The organism is Bacillus sp. Medicinal_06 (assembly GCF_056711665.1).
This window is the reverse complement of record NZ_JBWYHD010000006.1, coordinates 81,943-97,203: the sequence shown is the minus strand read 5'-3', so window position 1 is coordinate 97,203 and position 15,261 is coordinate 81,943. Positions and strand designations below refer to the sequence as shown.

General features: G+C 37.7%; 18 protein-coding genes and 1 pseudogene. 15 read left to right on the top strand and 4 right to left on the bottom strand.

Annotation, left to right across the window (positions count from 1 at the left end; translation table 11 throughout):
• Positions 1–2: 2 nt before the first annotated feature.
• Together AC1M36_RS16095 and AC1M36_RS16090 are read right to left on the bottom strand one after the other, a co-directional pair.
• Positions 3–842: a D-alanyl-D-alanine carboxypeptidase family protein gene (locus AC1M36_RS16095; protein ID WP_336453404.1), complete on the bottom strand. Its 840-nt coding sequence runs from the start codon at positions 840–842 to the stop codon at positions 3–5.
• Between the two features lie 412 nt (positions 843–1,254).
• Complete coding sequence (locus AC1M36_RS16090; RefSeq protein WP_174102368.1) at positions 1,255–1,401, bottom strand: YuzL family protein; 147 nt, start codon at positions 1,399–1,401, stop codon at positions 1,255–1,257.
• 238 nt (positions 1,402–1,639) lie between these two features.
• Between AC1M36_RS16090 and AC1M36_RS16085 the strand changes: the two genes are divergently transcribed.
• The 5 genes and pseudogenes from AC1M36_RS16085 to AC1M36_RS16065 all read left to right on the top strand — a co-directional run.
• The gene (locus AC1M36_RS16085) at positions 1,640–4,021 is read left to right on the top strand and encodes a 3-hydroxyacyl-CoA dehydrogenase/enoyl-CoA hydratase family protein (protein WP_336453405.1); all 2,382 of its coding nucleotides are present in this window, start codon (positions 1,640–1,642) and stop codon (positions 4,019–4,021) included.
• Between the two features lie 21 nt (positions 4,022–4,042).
• On the top strand, positions 4,043–5,218 hold the full coding sequence (locus AC1M36_RS16080) for an acetyl-CoA C-acetyltransferase (protein ID WP_336453406.1): 1,176 nt from the start codon (positions 4,043–4,045) through the stop codon (positions 5,216–5,218).
• Between the two features lie 3 nt (positions 5,219–5,221).
• Positions 5,222–5,356 (top strand): hypothetical protein, encoded by a 135-nt coding sequence (locus AC1M36_RS16075; protein WP_336453407.1) that lies wholly within the window; start codon positions 5,222–5,224, stop codon positions 5,354–5,356.
• A gap of 85 nt (positions 5,357–5,441) precedes the next feature.
• The gene (locus tag AC1M36_RS16070) at positions 5,442–7,226 is read left to right on the top strand and encodes an acyl-CoA dehydrogenase family protein (RefSeq protein ID WP_336453408.1); all 1,785 of its coding nucleotides are present in this window, start codon (positions 5,442–5,444) and stop codon (positions 7,224–7,226) included.
• Between the two features lie 459 nt (positions 7,227–7,685).
• A pseudogene (locus tag AC1M36_RS16065) lies at positions 7,686–7,835 on the top strand (DUF2178 domain-containing protein); the annotation flags it as partial.
• Positions 7,836–8,063: 228 nt separating this feature from the next.
• Here the strand turns inward: AC1M36_RS16065 and AC1M36_RS16060 are convergent.
• Positions 8,064–8,192 (bottom strand): hypothetical protein, encoded by a 129-nt coding sequence (locus AC1M36_RS16060; RefSeq protein ID WP_336453409.1) that lies wholly within the window; start codon positions 8,190–8,192, stop codon positions 8,064–8,066.
• Between the two features lie 246 nt (positions 8,193–8,438).
• On the opposite strand from AC1M36_RS16060, the gene AC1M36_RS16055 reads away from it, so the two are divergent.
• The 4 genes from AC1M36_RS16055 to AC1M36_RS16040 all read left to right on the top strand — a co-directional run bounded on the left by AC1M36_RS16055 (position 8,439) and on the right by AC1M36_RS16040 (position 11,126).
• Positions 8,439–8,624, top strand: coding sequence for a hypothetical protein (locus AC1M36_RS16055; RefSeq protein ID WP_012096045.1), 186 nt, complete (start codon positions 8,439–8,441; stop codon positions 8,622–8,624).
• Between the two features lie 13 nt (positions 8,625–8,637).
• Complete coding sequence (locus AC1M36_RS16050; protein WP_336453410.1) at positions 8,638–8,886, top strand: spore coat protein; 249 nt, start codon at positions 8,638–8,640, stop codon at positions 8,884–8,886.
• Between the two features lie 255 nt (positions 8,887–9,141).
• The gene (locus tag AC1M36_RS16045; RefSeq protein ID WP_336453411.1) at positions 9,142–10,092 is read left to right on the top strand and encodes an L-lactate dehydrogenase; all 951 of its coding nucleotides are present in this window, start codon (positions 9,142–9,144) and stop codon (positions 10,090–10,092) included.
• A gap of 20 nt (positions 10,093–10,112) precedes the next feature.
• The gene (locus tag AC1M36_RS16040; RefSeq protein WP_336453412.1) at positions 10,113–11,126 is read left to right on the top strand and encodes a PTS sugar transporter subunit IIC; all 1,014 of its coding nucleotides are present in this window, start codon (positions 10,113–10,115) and stop codon (positions 11,124–11,126) included.
• An 81-nt stretch (positions 11,127–11,207) separates the two neighbouring features.
• On the opposite strand, the gene AC1M36_RS16035 is transcribed toward AC1M36_RS16040, so the two are convergent.
• Positions 11,208–11,855: a phosphatase PAP2 family protein gene (locus tag AC1M36_RS16035; protein ID WP_336453413.1), complete on the bottom strand. Its 648-nt coding sequence runs from the start codon at positions 11,853–11,855 to the stop codon at positions 11,208–11,210.
• A gap of 141 nt (positions 11,856–11,996) precedes the next feature.
• Between AC1M36_RS16035 and AC1M36_RS16030 the strand changes: the two genes are divergently transcribed.
• The 6 genes from AC1M36_RS16030 (at position 11,997) to AC1M36_RS16005 (ending at position 15,208) form a co-directional block, all read left to right on the top strand.
• The gene (locus AC1M36_RS16030) at positions 11,997–12,530 is read left to right on the top strand and encodes a hypothetical protein (RefSeq protein ID WP_479846036.1); all 534 of its coding nucleotides are present in this window, start codon (positions 11,997–11,999) and stop codon (positions 12,528–12,530) included.
• A gap of 343 nt (positions 12,531–12,873) precedes the next feature.
• The gene (locus AC1M36_RS16025; RefSeq protein ID WP_026049293.1) at positions 12,874–13,239 is read left to right on the top strand and encodes an arsenate reductase family protein; all 366 of its coding nucleotides are present in this window, start codon (positions 12,874–12,876) and stop codon (positions 13,237–13,239) included.
• Positions 13,240–13,280: 41 nt separating this feature from the next.
• Positions 13,281–13,664 (top strand): glycine cleavage system protein GcvH, encoded by a 384-nt coding sequence (gcvH, locus tag AC1M36_RS16020; RefSeq protein WP_336453415.1) that lies wholly within the window; start codon positions 13,281–13,283, stop codon positions 13,662–13,664.
• Between the two features lie 392 nt (positions 13,665–14,056).
• Positions 14,057–14,401 (top strand): toprim domain-containing protein, encoded by a 345-nt coding sequence (locus tag AC1M36_RS16015; protein ID WP_000263236.1) that lies wholly within the window; start codon positions 14,057–14,059, stop codon positions 14,399–14,401.
• Between the two features lie 3 nt (positions 14,402–14,404).
• Complete coding sequence (locus AC1M36_RS16010) at positions 14,405–14,713, top strand: thioredoxin family protein (protein ID WP_336453416.1); 309 nt, start codon at positions 14,405–14,407, stop codon at positions 14,711–14,713.
• Positions 14,714–14,863: 150 nt separating this feature from the next.
• Entirely contained in the window at positions 14,864–15,208 is a 345-nt protein-coding gene (locus tag AC1M36_RS16005; RefSeq protein WP_336453497.1) for a hypothetical protein, read from the top strand.
• Positions 15,209–15,261 lie beyond the last annotated feature (53 nt).

The window sequence follows — 15,261 nt, the reverse complement described above, 5'->3', positions numbered from 1 at the left end:
GGTTATTTTAATTGCTTGAATGCATAATGTGCCATCTTTTTCGTATCAGGATATAACTGAGTACGGGTAGAAGATAGTACAACGTTAATAACTCGTTTACCGTCTTTTTCATCGACTGTGACGACCGTGTATTTTCCTAAAGCAGATAAACCACTTTTACTTCCAATTGCATATGGATCATCGTAAAGTTCTTCACGGCCATAGTTTGCGATTTTTGGAGACCTCTGTGAAGTATGTAATGTTGTGCGCGTTGTGTTCATATAATCTAGCACAATCGGATACTTTAATGCTTCCTTCGTAATGATGGCGATGTCATAAGGTGATACTTTATTGCCCATTGCATCAGCCCCGCTCGCATTTTTAAAAGTCGCATGCTTTGTTCCAAGTTCTTTGGCCCTCGCATTCATCATTTCTACAAACTTCTCTTTTGACCCTGCAATATGTTCCGCAATGGATTCAGAAATGGGATCGGCACTGATGATGAGCATCAGTTTCAGCGCTTCATCTCTTTTTAACTTTTCGCCGGCACGAAGTTTAATTTTCTTACTTTGACTTTCTGTTTTTATCGCGTTCTCTGTGATTGTAATTTCTTCATCTTTTTTCACATTTTCTAATAATAGAAGAGTTGTCATCATCTTTGCTATACTTGCTGGATAAGAGCGTTCTTGTTCACGTTTTCCATATAGAATTTCGCCAGTATCGGCATCAATTGTAATGGCGTATTTGCCTGTAATAGCAGGCTGATTAGCTCTTACGTTTTTTTGCCTGTTTGCATAAGAGCAGAAGATCATACTTGTAAACAGTGTAGCAATCATCACAATCATGACTATTGTTCGTTTCATCACTTAGTCCCTCTTTTACTTATGTATACAAATAAATTGGGCAGAAAAGCAGCCCAATACTCATTATGCCACGTTCTCTGCCCAAAAATATAGCGGAAGTTCAAAAAGTCCGGTAAAGATAGCTTTCGCATTTCTTCGTTACGTCGCTAGTCCGGTACTCATGTAGTCCCAGCTACACTCCGTATCCTTCCGGCTTCCGCGCCTCGAACTGCTCGGCTCTTTTTATCCTCCTTTTTGAACAAGCACATATAGCGGAAGTTCAAAAAGTCCGGTAAAGATAGCTTTCGCATTTCTTCGTTACGTCGCCAGTCCGGTACTCATGTAGTCCCAGCTACACTCCGTATCCTCCCGGCTTCCGTGCCTCGAACTGTTCGGCTCTCTTTATCCTCCTTTTGAACAAACACATATAGGATTATTTTTCACCCATGTTGTGCTTTTTGTATTGCTGGTTGTTACCTTGGCGGCCTTTTTCAATGCCGCGATCAACCGGTCCTGCGTTTCCTGTTACACTTGCTGCGCTAACGCCTGCTTTTGAAGGGTCTTTCTTAAGTTTTCCCATATATATTCCTCCGTTTTCGTCAAATTCTAAAAAAGGAAAAAGCGTATTTTATCGCGAAAATACACAGTTATAGGATAACCGAATAAAAGAAAAGTATTTATTTCAGAAAATTTTATCAATAAATATATTGCGAAAATTTAAACAGTATCATATATTTATTAGTAGAGGCTCACTCATTGATTGCGACGTATGTCGAAAAATTGAATGAGCATTCATTCAAGAATAGGGGGAGAAATGAATGTTCCAAATTAAAAAGGCTGCTGTTCTCGGTTCTGGCGTAATGGGCTCAGGGATTGCTGCACATTTAGCCAATATCGGTATACCAACATTACTGCTTGATATTGTGCCACAGGCGCTTACAAAAGAAGAAGAAGCGAAGGGGCTTACATTAGAACATAAAAGTGTGAGAAATCGTTTTAGTAACGGGGCACTGCAAAAATTAGTAAAGCAAAAGCCAGCTCCTCTTACGGTGAAAGATAACTTAGCACTGATTGAAGCAGGGAATTTAGAAGATGACCTTGAGCGTCTTGCTGATGTAGATTGGATTATTGAGGTTGTTGTTGAAAACTTAGATATTAAAAAGAAATTATTTGAAAAAGTAGATGCAGTTCGTAAACCTGGCTCGATTGTGAGTTCAAATACATCAGGTATTTCCGTTGAAAAAATGGCAGAAGGTCGTTCAGATGACTTCCAAAAACACTTCTTAGGAACGCACTTCTTTAACCCACCACGTTATTTAAAACTTCTAGAGATTATACCGACAAAAGAAACAGATTCACAAGTGTTAAACTTTATGAAATTATTCGGCGAAGACGTTCTTGGAAAAGGCGTTGTTATCGCAAAAGATACACCAAACTTTATTGGAAACCGCATCGGCACGTACGGCTTACTTGTAACATTGCAAGAAATGATGAAGCGCGGTTATAGCGTTGGGGAAGTTGATTCTGTAACAGGCCCATTAATTGGTCGTCCGAAGAGTGCAACGTTCCGTACGTTAGATGTTGTTGGTTTAGATACATTCGTTCATGTTGCAAACAACGTATATGAAAATGTACAAGAAGAAGAGCGTGACGTATTTAAAGTACCTGCTTTCATGCATGACATGCTAGATAAAAAATGGCTTGGAAGTAAAACTGGTCAAGGTTTCTTCTTAAAACAAGGAAAAGAAATTTTAGAGTTAAATCCTGAAACAATGGAGTATGGACCTCGTAAAAAATTAAAAGCTGCTTCCGTAGAATTAAGCAAACAAGAAAAAGGATTAGCGAATAAATTGAAAGCGCTTGTATACGCGAAGGATCGTGCAGGAGAGCTTTTATGGAATATTATTACGCCAACCCTTTTATATTCTGCGAAGCTTCATAAAGAAATTGCGGATGACATTGTTGCAATTGATCAAGCGATGAAATGGGGATTTGGTTGGGAGCAAGGACCATTTGAAATTTGGGATGCAATTGGCGTAGAAAAATCCGTTCAAAAGATGGAAGAGAACGGAAAAGTTGTTCCGGCATGGGTGAAAGACATGTTAGAGAAAGGGTTTAGCACTTTCTATAAACATGATAACGGCGAAAGCTATTACTACGATAACGGCGAATACAAATTGATTGAACGCAATAAAAAAGCAATTTCCCTTAAACAATTAAAAGAGAAAAATGGTGTACTAAAGAAAAATAGTGGTGCAAGCTTAATCGATTTAGGAGATGGCGTCCTTTGTTTAGAATTCCACTCGAAGAGCAATGCAATCGGTATGGATATTACGCAAATGATTAATTACGCTGTTGATGAAGTTGAAAAGAACTACAAAGGTCTTGTTATCGGGAACCAATCGAAAAACTTCTGCGTTGGGGCAAACCTTGCAATGATCTTAATGGAAGCGCAAGATGACAACTACTTTGAAATTGAGTGGGTTGTGAAAAACTTCCAAGACGCAATGATGAAAATTAAGTACTGTTCTAAGCCAATTGTTGCAGCGCCATATGGCATGACGCTTGGCGGCGGTACAGAGGTATGTTTACCAGCAGCGAGTATTCAAGCTTCTAGTGAAACGTATATGGGATTAGTAGAAGTTGGCGTTGGCTTAATCCCTGGCGGTGGCGGTAACAAAGAACTATATATTAAACATTTAAATAAAATGGCAAACGGTGTGGAGTTTGACCTGCAAAAGGTTGCGAATAAAGTGTTCGAATCAGTTGCGATGGCGAAAGTATCTACATCAGCGCAAGAGGCTGTTTCTCGCAACTTCTTAGGCGATAAAGATGGTATTAGTGTGAATGGTGATCACTTACTATACGATGCAAAACAAAAAGCTCTTGCTTTATATGAAGCGGGCTATAAAGCACCGATTCGTAAAAAGATACCGGTTGTTGGTGAAACAGGATATGCAACGCTTTTACTTGGAGCAGAAGCAATGCACTTATCTGGTTACATTTCCGAGTATGACTTACACATTGCGAAAAAGCTTGCATATGTCATTGCTGGCGGAAAAGTGCCGTACGGAACAGAAGTTGATGAGCAATATTTATTAGATGTGGAGCGCGAAGCATTTATTAGCTTAGTAAGTGAGATGAAATCACAAGCAAGAATGCAGCACATGCTTGTAAAAGGAAAGCCATTACGTAACTAATAACGAGGGGAGATATCGTTCATGAGAGAAGCTGTCATTGTTGCGGGAGCAAGAACACCAATTGGTAAGGCAAAGAGAGGTTCATTAAAAACAGTTCGTCCTGATGATTTAGGAGCATTAGTAGTAAAAGAAACGTTAAAGCGTGCGAATAACTATGAAGGACCAATTGATGATTTAATTTTTGGTTGTGCGATGCCAGAAGCAGAGCAAGGCTTAAATATGGCACGTAATATCGGAGGATTAGCAGGACTTTCTTATGATGTTCCGGCTATTACAATTAACCGTTACTGTTCTTCAGGACTGCAAAGTATCGCTTACGGTGCAGAGCGCATTATGCTTGGTCATTCTGAAGCGGTGTTATCTGGTGGAGCTGAATCGATGAGTTTAGTTCCAATGATGGGGCATGTCGTTCGTCCAAATAGCCGTCTTGTAGAAGCGGCTCCAGAATATTATATGGGCATGGGCCATACAGCAGAGCAAGTTGCTGTGAAATATGGCATTTCCCGTGAAGAGCAAGATGCATTTGCGGTAAGAAGTCACCAGCGTGCAGCGAAAGCATTAGCTGAAGGGAAATTTGCTGATGAAACAGTACCTGTAGATGTAACGCTTCGTACTGTAGGAGCAAATAATAAAATTCAAGAAGAAATGATTACTTTCTCACAAGATGAAGGCGTAAGAGCGGATACTACGCTAGATATCTTAGGGAAACTACGTCCAGCATTTAACGTTCGTGGTTCTGTAACGGCTGGTAACTCTTCACAAATGAGTGATGGTGCAGCATCTGTTCTTCTTATGGATCGTGAAAAAGCAGTGAGTGATGGCATGAAGCCACTTGCAAAATTCCGTTCATTTGCAGTTGCTGGTGTACCACCAGAGGTAATGGGAATTGGACCAATCGCAGCAATTCCAAAAGCGTTAAGGTTAGCAGGATTAGAGCTATCTGATATCGGCTTATTTGAGCTAAATGAAGCATTCGCATCTCAATCAATCCAAGTTATTCGTGAGCTTGGTCTAGATGAAGAAAAGGTAAATGTAAACGGCGGTGCAATTGCACTTGGACATCCGCTTGGTTGTACAGGAGCAAAATTAACGTTATCTCTTATTCATGAGATGAAACGCCGCAACGAGCAATTCGGTATCGTAACAATGTGTATCGGCGGCGGCATGGGAGCTGCTGGGGTGTTTGAACTTCTATAAAAAGTGGAAGGAGCTCGTCCAGAACAAGAGGACATTGGAGCTCCTGACATAGAGGCGCCTTTTGCCTCGGAGGAAGGGGCGAAATGGCCGACTGTTCTAGCCACTGGAACTGGATTAGATAAAGAAGAATGGAAGTAACTAAAGGGTATAAAAAACAAAGGGAGAGCCAGCTTCTCTCAAAATGAGAGAAGCGGCTTATGAAAATATGAAGGAGGAAATTTTCATGGAGAAAATAGTAGGAAGCGCAGTTAAGGGCGGTAGCTTTTTAGTTGATGAGATTACAATTGATCAAGTATTTACACCAGAGGATTACAGCGATGAGCATAAAATGATAGCGAAAACAACAGAGGACTTTATCGTAAATGAAGTTCTGCCAGAGCTTGAGTATTTAGAGCAACATGAATTTGATCGCTCTGTTCGCTTATTAAAAGAAGCTGGCGAGCTTGGTTTACTAGGTGCTGACGTACCAGAAGAGTACGGCGGAATTGGTCTTGATAAAGTTAGTTCAGCATTAATCGCAGAGAAATTCTCTCGTGCTGGTGGATTTGCAATTACGCACGGTGCGCACGTTGGGATCGGATCGTTACCAATCGTATTATTTGGTAACGAAGAGCAAAAGAAACAATATTTACCTGCCTTAGCAACTGGTGAAAAATTAGCTGCATACGCATTAACTGAGCCAGGATCTGGATCTGACGCATTAGGTGCAAGAACAACAGCTCGTTTAAATGCAGAAGGTACACACTATGTATTAAATGGTGAGAAACAATGGATTACAAACTCTGCTTTTGCTGATGTATTTATCGTATACGCAAAAGTTGATGGCGAGCACTTCACAGCATTTATCGTTGAGAAAGAATATCCTGGCGTATCTACAAGCCCAGAAGAAAAGAAAATGGGTATTAAATGTTCATCTACCCGTACATTAATTTTAGAAGATGCACTTGTTCCGAAAGAAAATGTACTTGGTGAAATTGGTAAAGGTCATGTTATCGCGTTCAACATTTTAAATATCGGTCGTTATAAATTAGGTGTTGGTACAGTTGGTTCTTCTAAACGTGCGTTAGAAATTTCAGCACAATATGCAAACCAACGTCAACAGTTTAAACAACCAATCGCTCGCTTCCCATTAATTCAAGAAAAATTAGCGAATATGGCAGCGAAAATTTATGCAGCTGAAAGCTCTGTATACCGTACAGTAGGTTTATTTGAAAGCCATATGAGTACATTAACAGAAGAGCAAGTAAAAGACGGTAAAGCTGTCGCAGCTTCTATTGCTGAATATGCAATTGAGTGCTCTTTAAATAAAGTATTCGGTTCGGAAGTATTAGACTATGTAGTAGATGAGGGTGTTCAAATCCATGGTGGTTACGGATTTATGGCAGAGTACGAGATTGAAAGAATGTACCGTGATTCTCGTATTAACCGTATTTTCGAAGGTACGAACGAAATCAACCGTTTAATCGTACCAGGTACATTCTTACGTAAAGCAATGAAAGGTGAATTACCACTTCTTCAAAAAGCACAAAAATTACAAGAAGAGTTAATGATGATGATACCTGAAGAAGTAGGCGACGAGCCATTAGCACTTCAAAAATATTTAGTAAATAATGCGAAGAAAATTGGTTTAATGGTAGCTGGATTAGCTGTTCAAAAATACGGTAAAGCATTAGATAAAGAACAAGAAGTTCTTGTTAATATCGCTGATATCGTAAGCAACTTATACGCAATGGAATCAGCTGTTCTTCGTACAGAAAAAGCAATTAAAGCAACTGGTCTTGAAAAGAATAAACAAAAAGTATTATACACAGAAGTATTCTGCCAAGAAGCGTTCAACCAAATCGAAGCAGATGCAAAAGAAACAATTATCGCAGTTGAAAATGGTGATATGCTGCGCATGATGTTATCAGCGCTTCGCAAATTCACACGCCACACGCCGCTTAACGTAATTCCGAAGAAGCGTGAAATTGCTGCGAAGATTTTAGAGGATGAGCGTTATACAGTTTAATAAGTAAGGGAAAGCAGTAGCCACGTTTGGCTACTGCTTTTTTGTTGTTCTTTGTCGGAATGTCGATATCCCTTGTTGAATCGCCAACATATTCGGATTTACGCTGATAAAATTTCATTTACTTTTGTCTACCACGATGAAATATTGATATGTGAATCGTCACTGTTACTTTATGTATATATTAATCTTCACTCATTACTCCGTATCTCATTTTATCTCCCATCCACGAACTAACATCTCTCCATTTTACATTTTTTGCAGAAATCCAGCTTACTTCATATTCTATAACCTGATCAGGTTTCCAGCTACTGTCATCGGCCTAATAAAATAAATTGTTTTGGAAGATAAGAGATGCATCGTAAATGATTGGATCATGTTTTTTAGGAGTTACATGGAATTGTGTGACACCTTCGAATAGTAATTCTATTGCGGAGGGGTTCTCATACTGTCTTTGAAAAAGTATTCTTACTTTCGTATTTGATTATTTTTTTAATTGGTAACCTGTATTCATTGACAGCTGAGCAGTATAAATTAGCAAATGCGTTTTTATTGGCAGGGGTGTTAGGTTCTTATTCACTATCAATTGTAGTTTTGAAGAGAAAATATTAGGTGGAAAGGAGAAACGTTATAATAAAACGTACCAGTGATAGAAAGAGTAGAGAGTTCAGCAGTAGAGTGGGTTGATAGAAAATTAATACATAAAATTTTATCGGCACAAATTCAAATGTATCGGCGTTCCGACAAAGAACGATAACAAAAACAGGTGGGCGAAGCCTTTATCCACAATCTAAAAAGGAGCTGTTTTATAGAGTAACTTGTAAACAGCTCTTTTGTATGTTATTTTGCAGGTTTTAAAAACGTATATAGAGCTAATAAGAAACCAAATAAAGTAAAGGTTAGAGCATCTTGGCTTGGATTGGGATCGTAGCTTTTTTGAATTTTTGTAAAGAATTCGTGTGTTTTCATGTTCATATCTCCTTTAACTAATGGTTTGCTTAATAATTATTAGGTTCTATTTTTTGAATTTTCATTCTATAAGTATTATATAATAATTTATCTATAAAAACTATAAAATATAGGACTTTGATACTTATCTATAATTGCATACTATGTCTTTTTTGAGTAAATCAAGAAAAAGGTTAACTCGTGCATACAATCCAAAAATAAATAAATACTAAATGATGAATGAACAAAGAAAGGAAGGTCTTAATTATGCCAAATTTAACAGAGCTTGAATTAGAAAACTTACGCCATATTATTGGGGGGCATACAACAATTGCAAATAAATTAGATCAATATGCACAGCAATGTACAGATCCTCAACTAAAGCAAATACTACAACAAGATGCGCAAGCTGCAAGAAACACAAAACAACAATTAATGTCCTTTTTAGGATAGGAGGTTATGAAATATGAATGAAAAAGATATGGTGAATGATTATTTAGCGGGATTAAATGCAAGCTTAGCAAGTTATGCGCATTACATAGCAGAGTCAAATAACGAACAGCTACATCAAACGCTGATTCACATTCGAAACCAGGATGAGATGAGACAACGTAATGTATATAAATATGCATTGCAAAAAGGGTATTATAAACCAGCGGCTCCTGCAAATCCAATGGTTGTTCAGCAAACGAAAAGTCAATTAAGCGCACAGTAATGAATAAAAAAAGCGAGTGAATATCAGATGATCATTCACTCGCTTTTTTATTTGTATATATGTCAATAAAGATGTATAAAATATTTTTCCAGTTGTAACAAATATGACGAAAACAGAGTAGCGTGTTTCACAAAATATACATAAAACTTGCTCAACATTTCACAAAGTATCCATGGTTTCTATAGTGAGAATCTCTATAATAAAAAGTGTAAAGAACAAACAAAAACAATACAGAAATACTTAGGAGAGATTCTTATGAATAGAAACACAAGAAAAATCGCAATTATTGGAACTGGATTAGTTGGATCAAGCTGTGCGTATTCAATTGTGAATCAAGGTATCTGTGAAGAACTGACATTAATTGATATAAATCATGAACGTGCAGTTGGAGAAGCGATGGATTTATCGCACTGCATTAATTTTACAAATACAAGAACAAAAGTATATGCAGCTACTTATGAAGACTGCAAAGATATGGACATTGTGATTATTACAGCAGGTCCAGCGCCAAAACCAGGACAAAGTCGTTTAGATACTCTAGGAGCAAGCGCAAAGATTATGGAAAGTGTTGTAGCAGGTGTAATGGAAAGTGGATTTGATGGCATTTTCTTAATCGCATCAAACCCAGTTGATATTATTACTTATCAAGTTTGGAAATTGTCTGGATTGCCAAGAAATCGCGTGATTGGTACTGGAACATCGTTAGATTCTTCACGTTTAAGAACAATTTTATCTGAAATGCTTGAAGTGGATCCTCGTAGTATTCACGGTTATTCATTAGGTGAGCATGGTGATTCCCAAATGGTTGCTTGGTCTCACGTTACAGTTGGTGGGAAACCAATCTTACAAATTTTAGATGAACAAAAAGAGCGTTTCGGTGAAATTGACTTAGATGAAATTGTTGAGAAAACTGCCAAAGCTGGTTGGGAAATTTATAAACGTAAAGGAACTACTTATTACGGCATTGGTAACTCACTAGCTTATATCGCACGCTCTATCTTTAATGATGATCACCGTGTAATTGCTGTTTCAGCAATTTTAGATGGTGAGTATGGTGAATATAATATTTGCACAGGTGTACCAGCAATTATTACAAGAGATGGTGTGAAAGAAGTTGTTGAACTAAACTTAACAGAAACTGAAGAAGGCCGATTTGCACAATCAAATGATATTTTACGTGACTATATGAAAACAATCGGCTACTAAACTAGGAGAAGGTGAAGCAGATGAAGGAATATATAATGTCTCGTGTCTTTAAAGGTTCTGCCGGAATTGCACAAGGTATTTTCGTATCCCTTGGAATTGGTTTACTTATCGAAAATATTGGAAGAATTGTTGATATTCCGATGTTGATTACAATTGGAGTTGTTGCGAAATCACTGATGGCACCAGCAATTGGAGCAGGGATTGCTTTTATGCTTGGAGCAAACGGACTTGTCATTTTCTCAGCGATGGTTGCCGGGGCGATTGGAGCAGGATCCATTTCGATTACTGAAGCTGGTCTAATCATTAAAACTGGTGAACCGATTGGTGCGTTATTAACAGCAACTTTAGCAGTTTATATCGGTAAACGGTTAAGCGGAAAAACTGCTTTAGATATGATGCTCGTTCCATTTGTAGCAATACTTGGTTCTGGCATAGTCGGTATTTGGTTATCTCAAAATATTAGTCCTGTTTTAAATGCAATTGGCGCATTTATTAAAGATAGTTCAGCTGGTAGTCCATTTATTGCTTCTATCGTGCTTGCGGTTGTTTGGGGACTATTATTAATCTCACCAGCGTCATCAGCAGCTCTAGCAATTGCACTTAGCCTAGATGGTGTTGCAGGAGGTGCAGCACTTGCAGGATGCGTCGCTCAATTTATCGGATTCTCTGTTATCTCAGCAAAAGAAAACAATTTAGGTGGTATTTTAGCACAGGCCCTTTGTACTCCGAAAGTCCAATTGCCGAACATTACTAAAAATCCAATGATTCTCGTCCCAACTGTCGTTGCTAGCGCCATTGTGGGCCCTGTATCTGCACTGATTTTCCAATTAGAAGCAGGTAAAGAAATCGCAGGTCTTGGATTAAGTTCTCTGATTGCACCAATTAATTTAATCTCCAGCCAAGGATTCGGTGTTGTACCAGCGATGGTGATCACTTATATCGTAATCCCAGTAGCTGTTTCTTATATAATATATATCGCATTAAAAAAAGCGGGTCGAATTCATTCTGGCGATATGACTGTGCCGCAATCTTAATCGCCAAACAACGTATTGCACCTGAAAATCTCCTTTATATAGATAAAAGCAGACTGAAGAAGCCACAGTCTGCTTTTTTGTTTACATTTTATGATTTTGTTTCATCGGAACTGTCACCGTTTCTTTTACTAATACTAGCTGAATACCAAAGTATAGTATACTTGCTAGCGTCATCCCAGAAACGGCATCTATGAAGGCATGCTGCTTTGTAAATAGTGTTGATAAAATGATGAGTGTACCAAAGAAAGTAAGAATATAATATTCAAAAGCATGTTGTTCTCGGCGTTTAAAGGCAGCTAACATAATGACAAATGTCGTAAGCACATGAATGCTAGGGAAACAGTTTACGGGTTGATCAATACTATAAATATAGCGAACTAGTTCAGAAAATATGTCTGTTCCAACGACGGTTGGACGCGGTACAGTCGTTTGCCAAAAGTAATAAATAGAAAAACAAGCAAGCTTTCCAAGAATTACACTACTTAAAGTGACATAATATTGCTTTCGATCAGCAAAGCAGTAATAAATAAGTGCTCCGTATAAGTATGGAAACCACAGTAAATATGGAATGATGAATGCTTTTACAAATGGAATCCAATCATCTACTACAGTTGTAACGTTTACAGCGTGAACAGTAGATTTATTTAGTACATCGTAAAGGGGACTTACGAGTACGAGTAGAAGTATATAACTTAATGGAAGAAAAGATGAAAGTTTATATTTTTTCATGAGTATCTCCTAGTGTTTAGTAATGAAAGTAAATCCAATTGATTATAATATAGAAAATCAAAATGAGCTATCGATTTTACTTACATTTTTTGGATTTGCCTTACATTTTTGTCACTTGACTTTTGGGATGGGGGAGTAGAAATGAAGCGTTCGCTTAATTTTTGTTTTCTTATATTGTTATGCCTAGTAGGAGCTGGGTGTGCAAAGAATAAGGATATACCGCTTGTTCAAGAGTATAGCGGAAGGGCATTGACAATTGGAGTTGTCGGTGAAGCGCCAAAAGACACGTTTCGAAATATAAAGTTTGAGAAGGTAAAGTTAGATGAAATGAAGGAGAAATCAGAGAAAGTTGATGGATTTCTTGTTATGAAAGAACATTTTGAAGAAGCATCAAAAGAAAAATATACAGATCTATTTTTAGGCTTAAAAAAGCCAGTGTTTTTTGTTGGTTTAAAAGATCGACCGTATTTAATTTTTACTGAAAAAGATCTAGATTATAACAATGCACCAAGAGATAGAGCGATGATGTATACACAAGGATTTGTAAATATAGGAAGTGGGGAAGGGCAATTTTGGGGCACTGATTTATACAATGATACGATTTCAGAGCAAAGTATTCATAATATGTATATATACGTGTTTCAAACGATTGCGGATTATTTGAGTAGACAGTGAAGGAGCTCTAGATTAGGAGCTTTTTTTATCATTTTAACGGAGAATCCCCCCTATCTTAAGCTCGTGTAGAGGGAGTTCAATTAATCAAACGTTTGTTTAAGACGTATGTTCGCTTTTGTAGCGGCGAATCTATTAAATAAACGTTTGTTTAATATGTGTATTCGGCATACATATATATTTTTATACTTGCAATTTATACAGAAATACCGGAAAAATAAGAAAAATTTGCAGGATAAAAGAAAATTATCACGAAATAAGTTAAAGTTTAGAGAAGAATCGTTTGAAATAATAAAACGTTTTCTATATGATAAAGGTAAAGGTTAGTAAAAAAGTAGGTGAATTTATGACAGTAACATTTTATTCATATCCAAAGTGTGGCACATGTCAAAAAGCGAAAAAATGGTTTGAGGCAAACGATGTAGCATATGAAATGATTCATATTGTTGAAAATCCACCGTCAAAAGAAGATTTGCGTAATTTACATGCAAAAAGTGAATTGCCATTAAAAAAATTCTTTAATACAAGTGGAATGCGTTACCGTGAACTTGGCTTAAAAGATAAATTAAAGGATGCAAGTGAGGACGAAATGTTTGAACTTTTAGCGTCTGATGGCATGTTGATTAAACGTCCAATCGTAACAGATGGCACGAATGTAACACTTGGTTTTAACGAAGAGCAGTTTGAAAGTGTGTGGAAAAAGTACCAATAAGGTATTTTTACATAATTAATACATTCACTGGAGGTACAGTCATGAGCATTCCAAATCATTTACGTTACTCTGAAGAACACGAATGGGTAAAAACTGAAGGCAACCAAGTTGTTATCGGTATTACTCATTTTGCACAAAACGAGTTAGGCGATATCGTATTCGTTGAACTTCCTGAAGTAGGTGCAACACTTGAAGCTGACGAGCCATTCGGAAGTGTAGAATCTGTTAAAACAGTTTCTGAATTATACGCACCTGTAAGTGGTAAAGTTGTAGCAGTAAACGAAGAATTAAGTGACCAACCAGAACTTGTTAACGAATCTCCGTACGAAGGTGCATGGATGGTTAAAGTTGAACTTTCTGATGAAAGCCAATTAGAAAAGTTATTATCTGCAGAAAAATATGCAGAAATGACAAACCAGGACTAATTCTAGTCACCAAAAAGGGCAGCCAGTGTGCTGTCCTTTTTATTTTGTATTGTGTGAATGAAAGAGTGCCTCTATGTCAGAACCTCCATCCCCTTCACATTCTGAACGAGCCGCTTGCGCTTTTCTTTGTCTAGCTCTAGCGGCTAGAACAGTCGGTCGTTTCACTCCTTCCTGCGAGGCAAAGAGCGCCTCTACGTCAGGAGTTCCAACGTCCTCCTGTTCTGAACGAGCCGCTTGCGCTTTTCTTGATTTAGCTCCATCCCCCTCACATTCTGAGTGAGCCGCCTCCGCTTTTCTTTGTAAAAATAAACAGGAAACAACATGAAAATATCGAATATACTATATACTAAAGTAAGGTTGTTTTATAGTATATGGTGATCGGGTGATGACGTATGGTCTATGTAGAGAAAGTCATTATTGTCGAAGGAAAATCAGATAGAAGAAAGATTGAATCTATTATTCGTGAACCAGTGGAAATTGTTTGTACAAATGGTACAATTGGTTTGTCGAAAATGGATGAGCTCATTGATCAGTTTTTTGATAAAGAAGTGTATGTATTAGTGGATGCTGATGCTGCAGGTGAAAAGCTTAGAAAACAATTTCGAAAAGAATTCCCGCAGGCCGAGCATATTTACATTGATCGTTCGTACCGTGAAGTGGCTACTGCTCCTTCTAATCATTTAGCGAACGTATTATGGGGAGCTGACATTGACGTTTATACAGAATATTTACGGTAAGGAATGATAGAAGTGATTGACTGGACAGGTGCTGAAGCTACAGCTCTAATAGCAGACCAAGAAAAAACAGTGTTATATGTATATACACCGATGTGTGGAACATGCCAATTAGCAAAGAAGATGCTAACAGTGGTAGAAGCAACTATATCTGAATTAGAAATAGGAATGCTAGACTTAAACTATGCCCCGCATTTAGCGCGAGAGTATGAAGTAGAAAGTGTACCTTGCTTACTCGTATTTGAGCGTGGAACAATTGTGAAGAAAATATATGCATTTCATTCAGTTGAATATTTATATAAAGAATTACAGTAGGCGGCAAAGTTTTTGCCGCCTCGACATATTTTCTGGGAAATATGTCGAGGTATCAAAGCGGTACGTTATTTGTCGAGAGAAAGTAACAGGATTGCTGTTTGAGAAGATGGAATGGTATTAGGAGAAAGTGAGATGAAGGATGTGACTAGAATGAGATTATATTCGTTGCTTCAATCATTTGTAACGTATGCTAATAGCCAATATCATCTAGAACCGCTTCTTCGGCAAGGAGAAAAAACGATCAATTTTCGTTTTGGAGATGAGTGTTGCTCACTTCAAATTTCAAGAGAGTATATACAGCTTTTGAAAGAGACACGGGGAACGGAACAACTTATTTGCTTTCAGGAAGAAGATTTAAGGCGATTAGTTACTGGAAATGTTCGGTTGCAAACACTATTGCACAGCGGACGTGTGCAATATAACGGAACGTATCGTACGATGTTATTATTAGAATCCGTATTTCATATATGTAAGCCAATGCCAGTAGGTGCTTAATAGTCTGAAGTTTCGTTTTTTAAGAATTTTTTTGTTGACATAGTGGGTGTATA

What these genes read in the sequence shown, in the direction of transcription:
- AC1M36_RS16095 (WP_336453404.1), bottom strand. Translation starts at nt 842, where the DNA reads ATGAAACGAACAATAGTCATGATTGTGATGATTGCTACACTGTTTACA.
- AC1M36_RS16090 (WP_174102368.1), bottom strand. Translation starts at nt 1,401, where the DNA reads ATGGGAAAACTTAAGAAAGACCCTTCAAAAGCAGGCGTTAGCGCAGCA.
- AC1M36_RS16085 (WP_336453405.1), top strand. Translation starts at nt 1,640, where the DNA reads ATGTTCCAAATTAAAAAGGCTGCTGTTCTCGGTTCTGGCGTAATGGGC.
- AC1M36_RS16080 (WP_336453406.1), top strand. Translation starts at nt 4,043, where the DNA reads ATGAGAGAAGCTGTCATTGTTGCGGGAGCAAGAACACCAATTGGTAAG.
- AC1M36_RS16070 (WP_336453408.1), top strand. Translation starts at nt 5,442, where the DNA reads ATGGAGAAAATAGTAGGAAGCGCAGTTAAGGGCGGTAGCTTTTTAGTT.
- AC1M36_RS16060 (WP_336453409.1), bottom strand. Translation starts at nt 8,192, where the DNA reads ATGAAAACACACGAATTCTTTACAAAAATTCAAAAAAGCTACGATCCC.
- AC1M36_RS16055 (WP_012096045.1), top strand. Translation starts at nt 8,439, where the DNA reads ATGCCAAATTTAACAGAGCTTGAATTAGAAAACTTACGCCATATTATT.
- AC1M36_RS16050 (WP_336453410.1), top strand. Translation starts at nt 8,638, where the DNA reads ATGAATGAAAAAGATATGGTGAATGATTATTTAGCGGGATTAAATGCA.
- AC1M36_RS16045 (WP_336453411.1), top strand. Translation starts at nt 9,142, where the DNA reads ATGAATAGAAACACAAGAAAAATCGCAATTATTGGAACTGGATTAGTT.
- AC1M36_RS16040 (WP_336453412.1), top strand. Translation starts at nt 10,113, where the DNA reads ATGAAGGAATATATAATGTCTCGTGTCTTTAAAGGTTCTGCCGGAATT.
- AC1M36_RS16035 (WP_336453413.1), bottom strand. Translation starts at nt 11,855, where the DNA reads ATGAAAAAATATAAACTTTCATCTTTTCTTCCATTAAGTTATATACTT.
- AC1M36_RS16030 (WP_479846036.1), top strand. Translation starts at nt 11,997, where the DNA reads ATGAAGCGTTCGCTTAATTTTTGTTTTCTTATATTGTTATGCCTAGTA.
- AC1M36_RS16025 (WP_026049293.1), top strand. Translation starts at nt 12,874, where the DNA reads ATGACAGTAACATTTTATTCATATCCAAAGTGTGGCACATGTCAAAAA.
- gcvH (WP_336453415.1), top strand. Translation starts at nt 13,281, where the DNA reads ATGAGCATTCCAAATCATTTACGTTACTCTGAAGAACACGAATGGGTA.
- AC1M36_RS16015 (WP_000263236.1), top strand. Translation starts at nt 14,057, where the DNA reads ATGGTCTATGTAGAGAAAGTCATTATTGTCGAAGGAAAATCAGATAGA.
- AC1M36_RS16010 (WP_336453416.1), top strand. Translation starts at nt 14,405, where the DNA reads ATGATAGAAGTGATTGACTGGACAGGTGCTGAAGCTACAGCTCTAATA.
- AC1M36_RS16005 (WP_336453497.1), top strand. Translation starts at nt 14,864, where the DNA reads ATGAGATTATATTCGTTGCTTCAATCATTTGTAACGTATGCTAATAGC.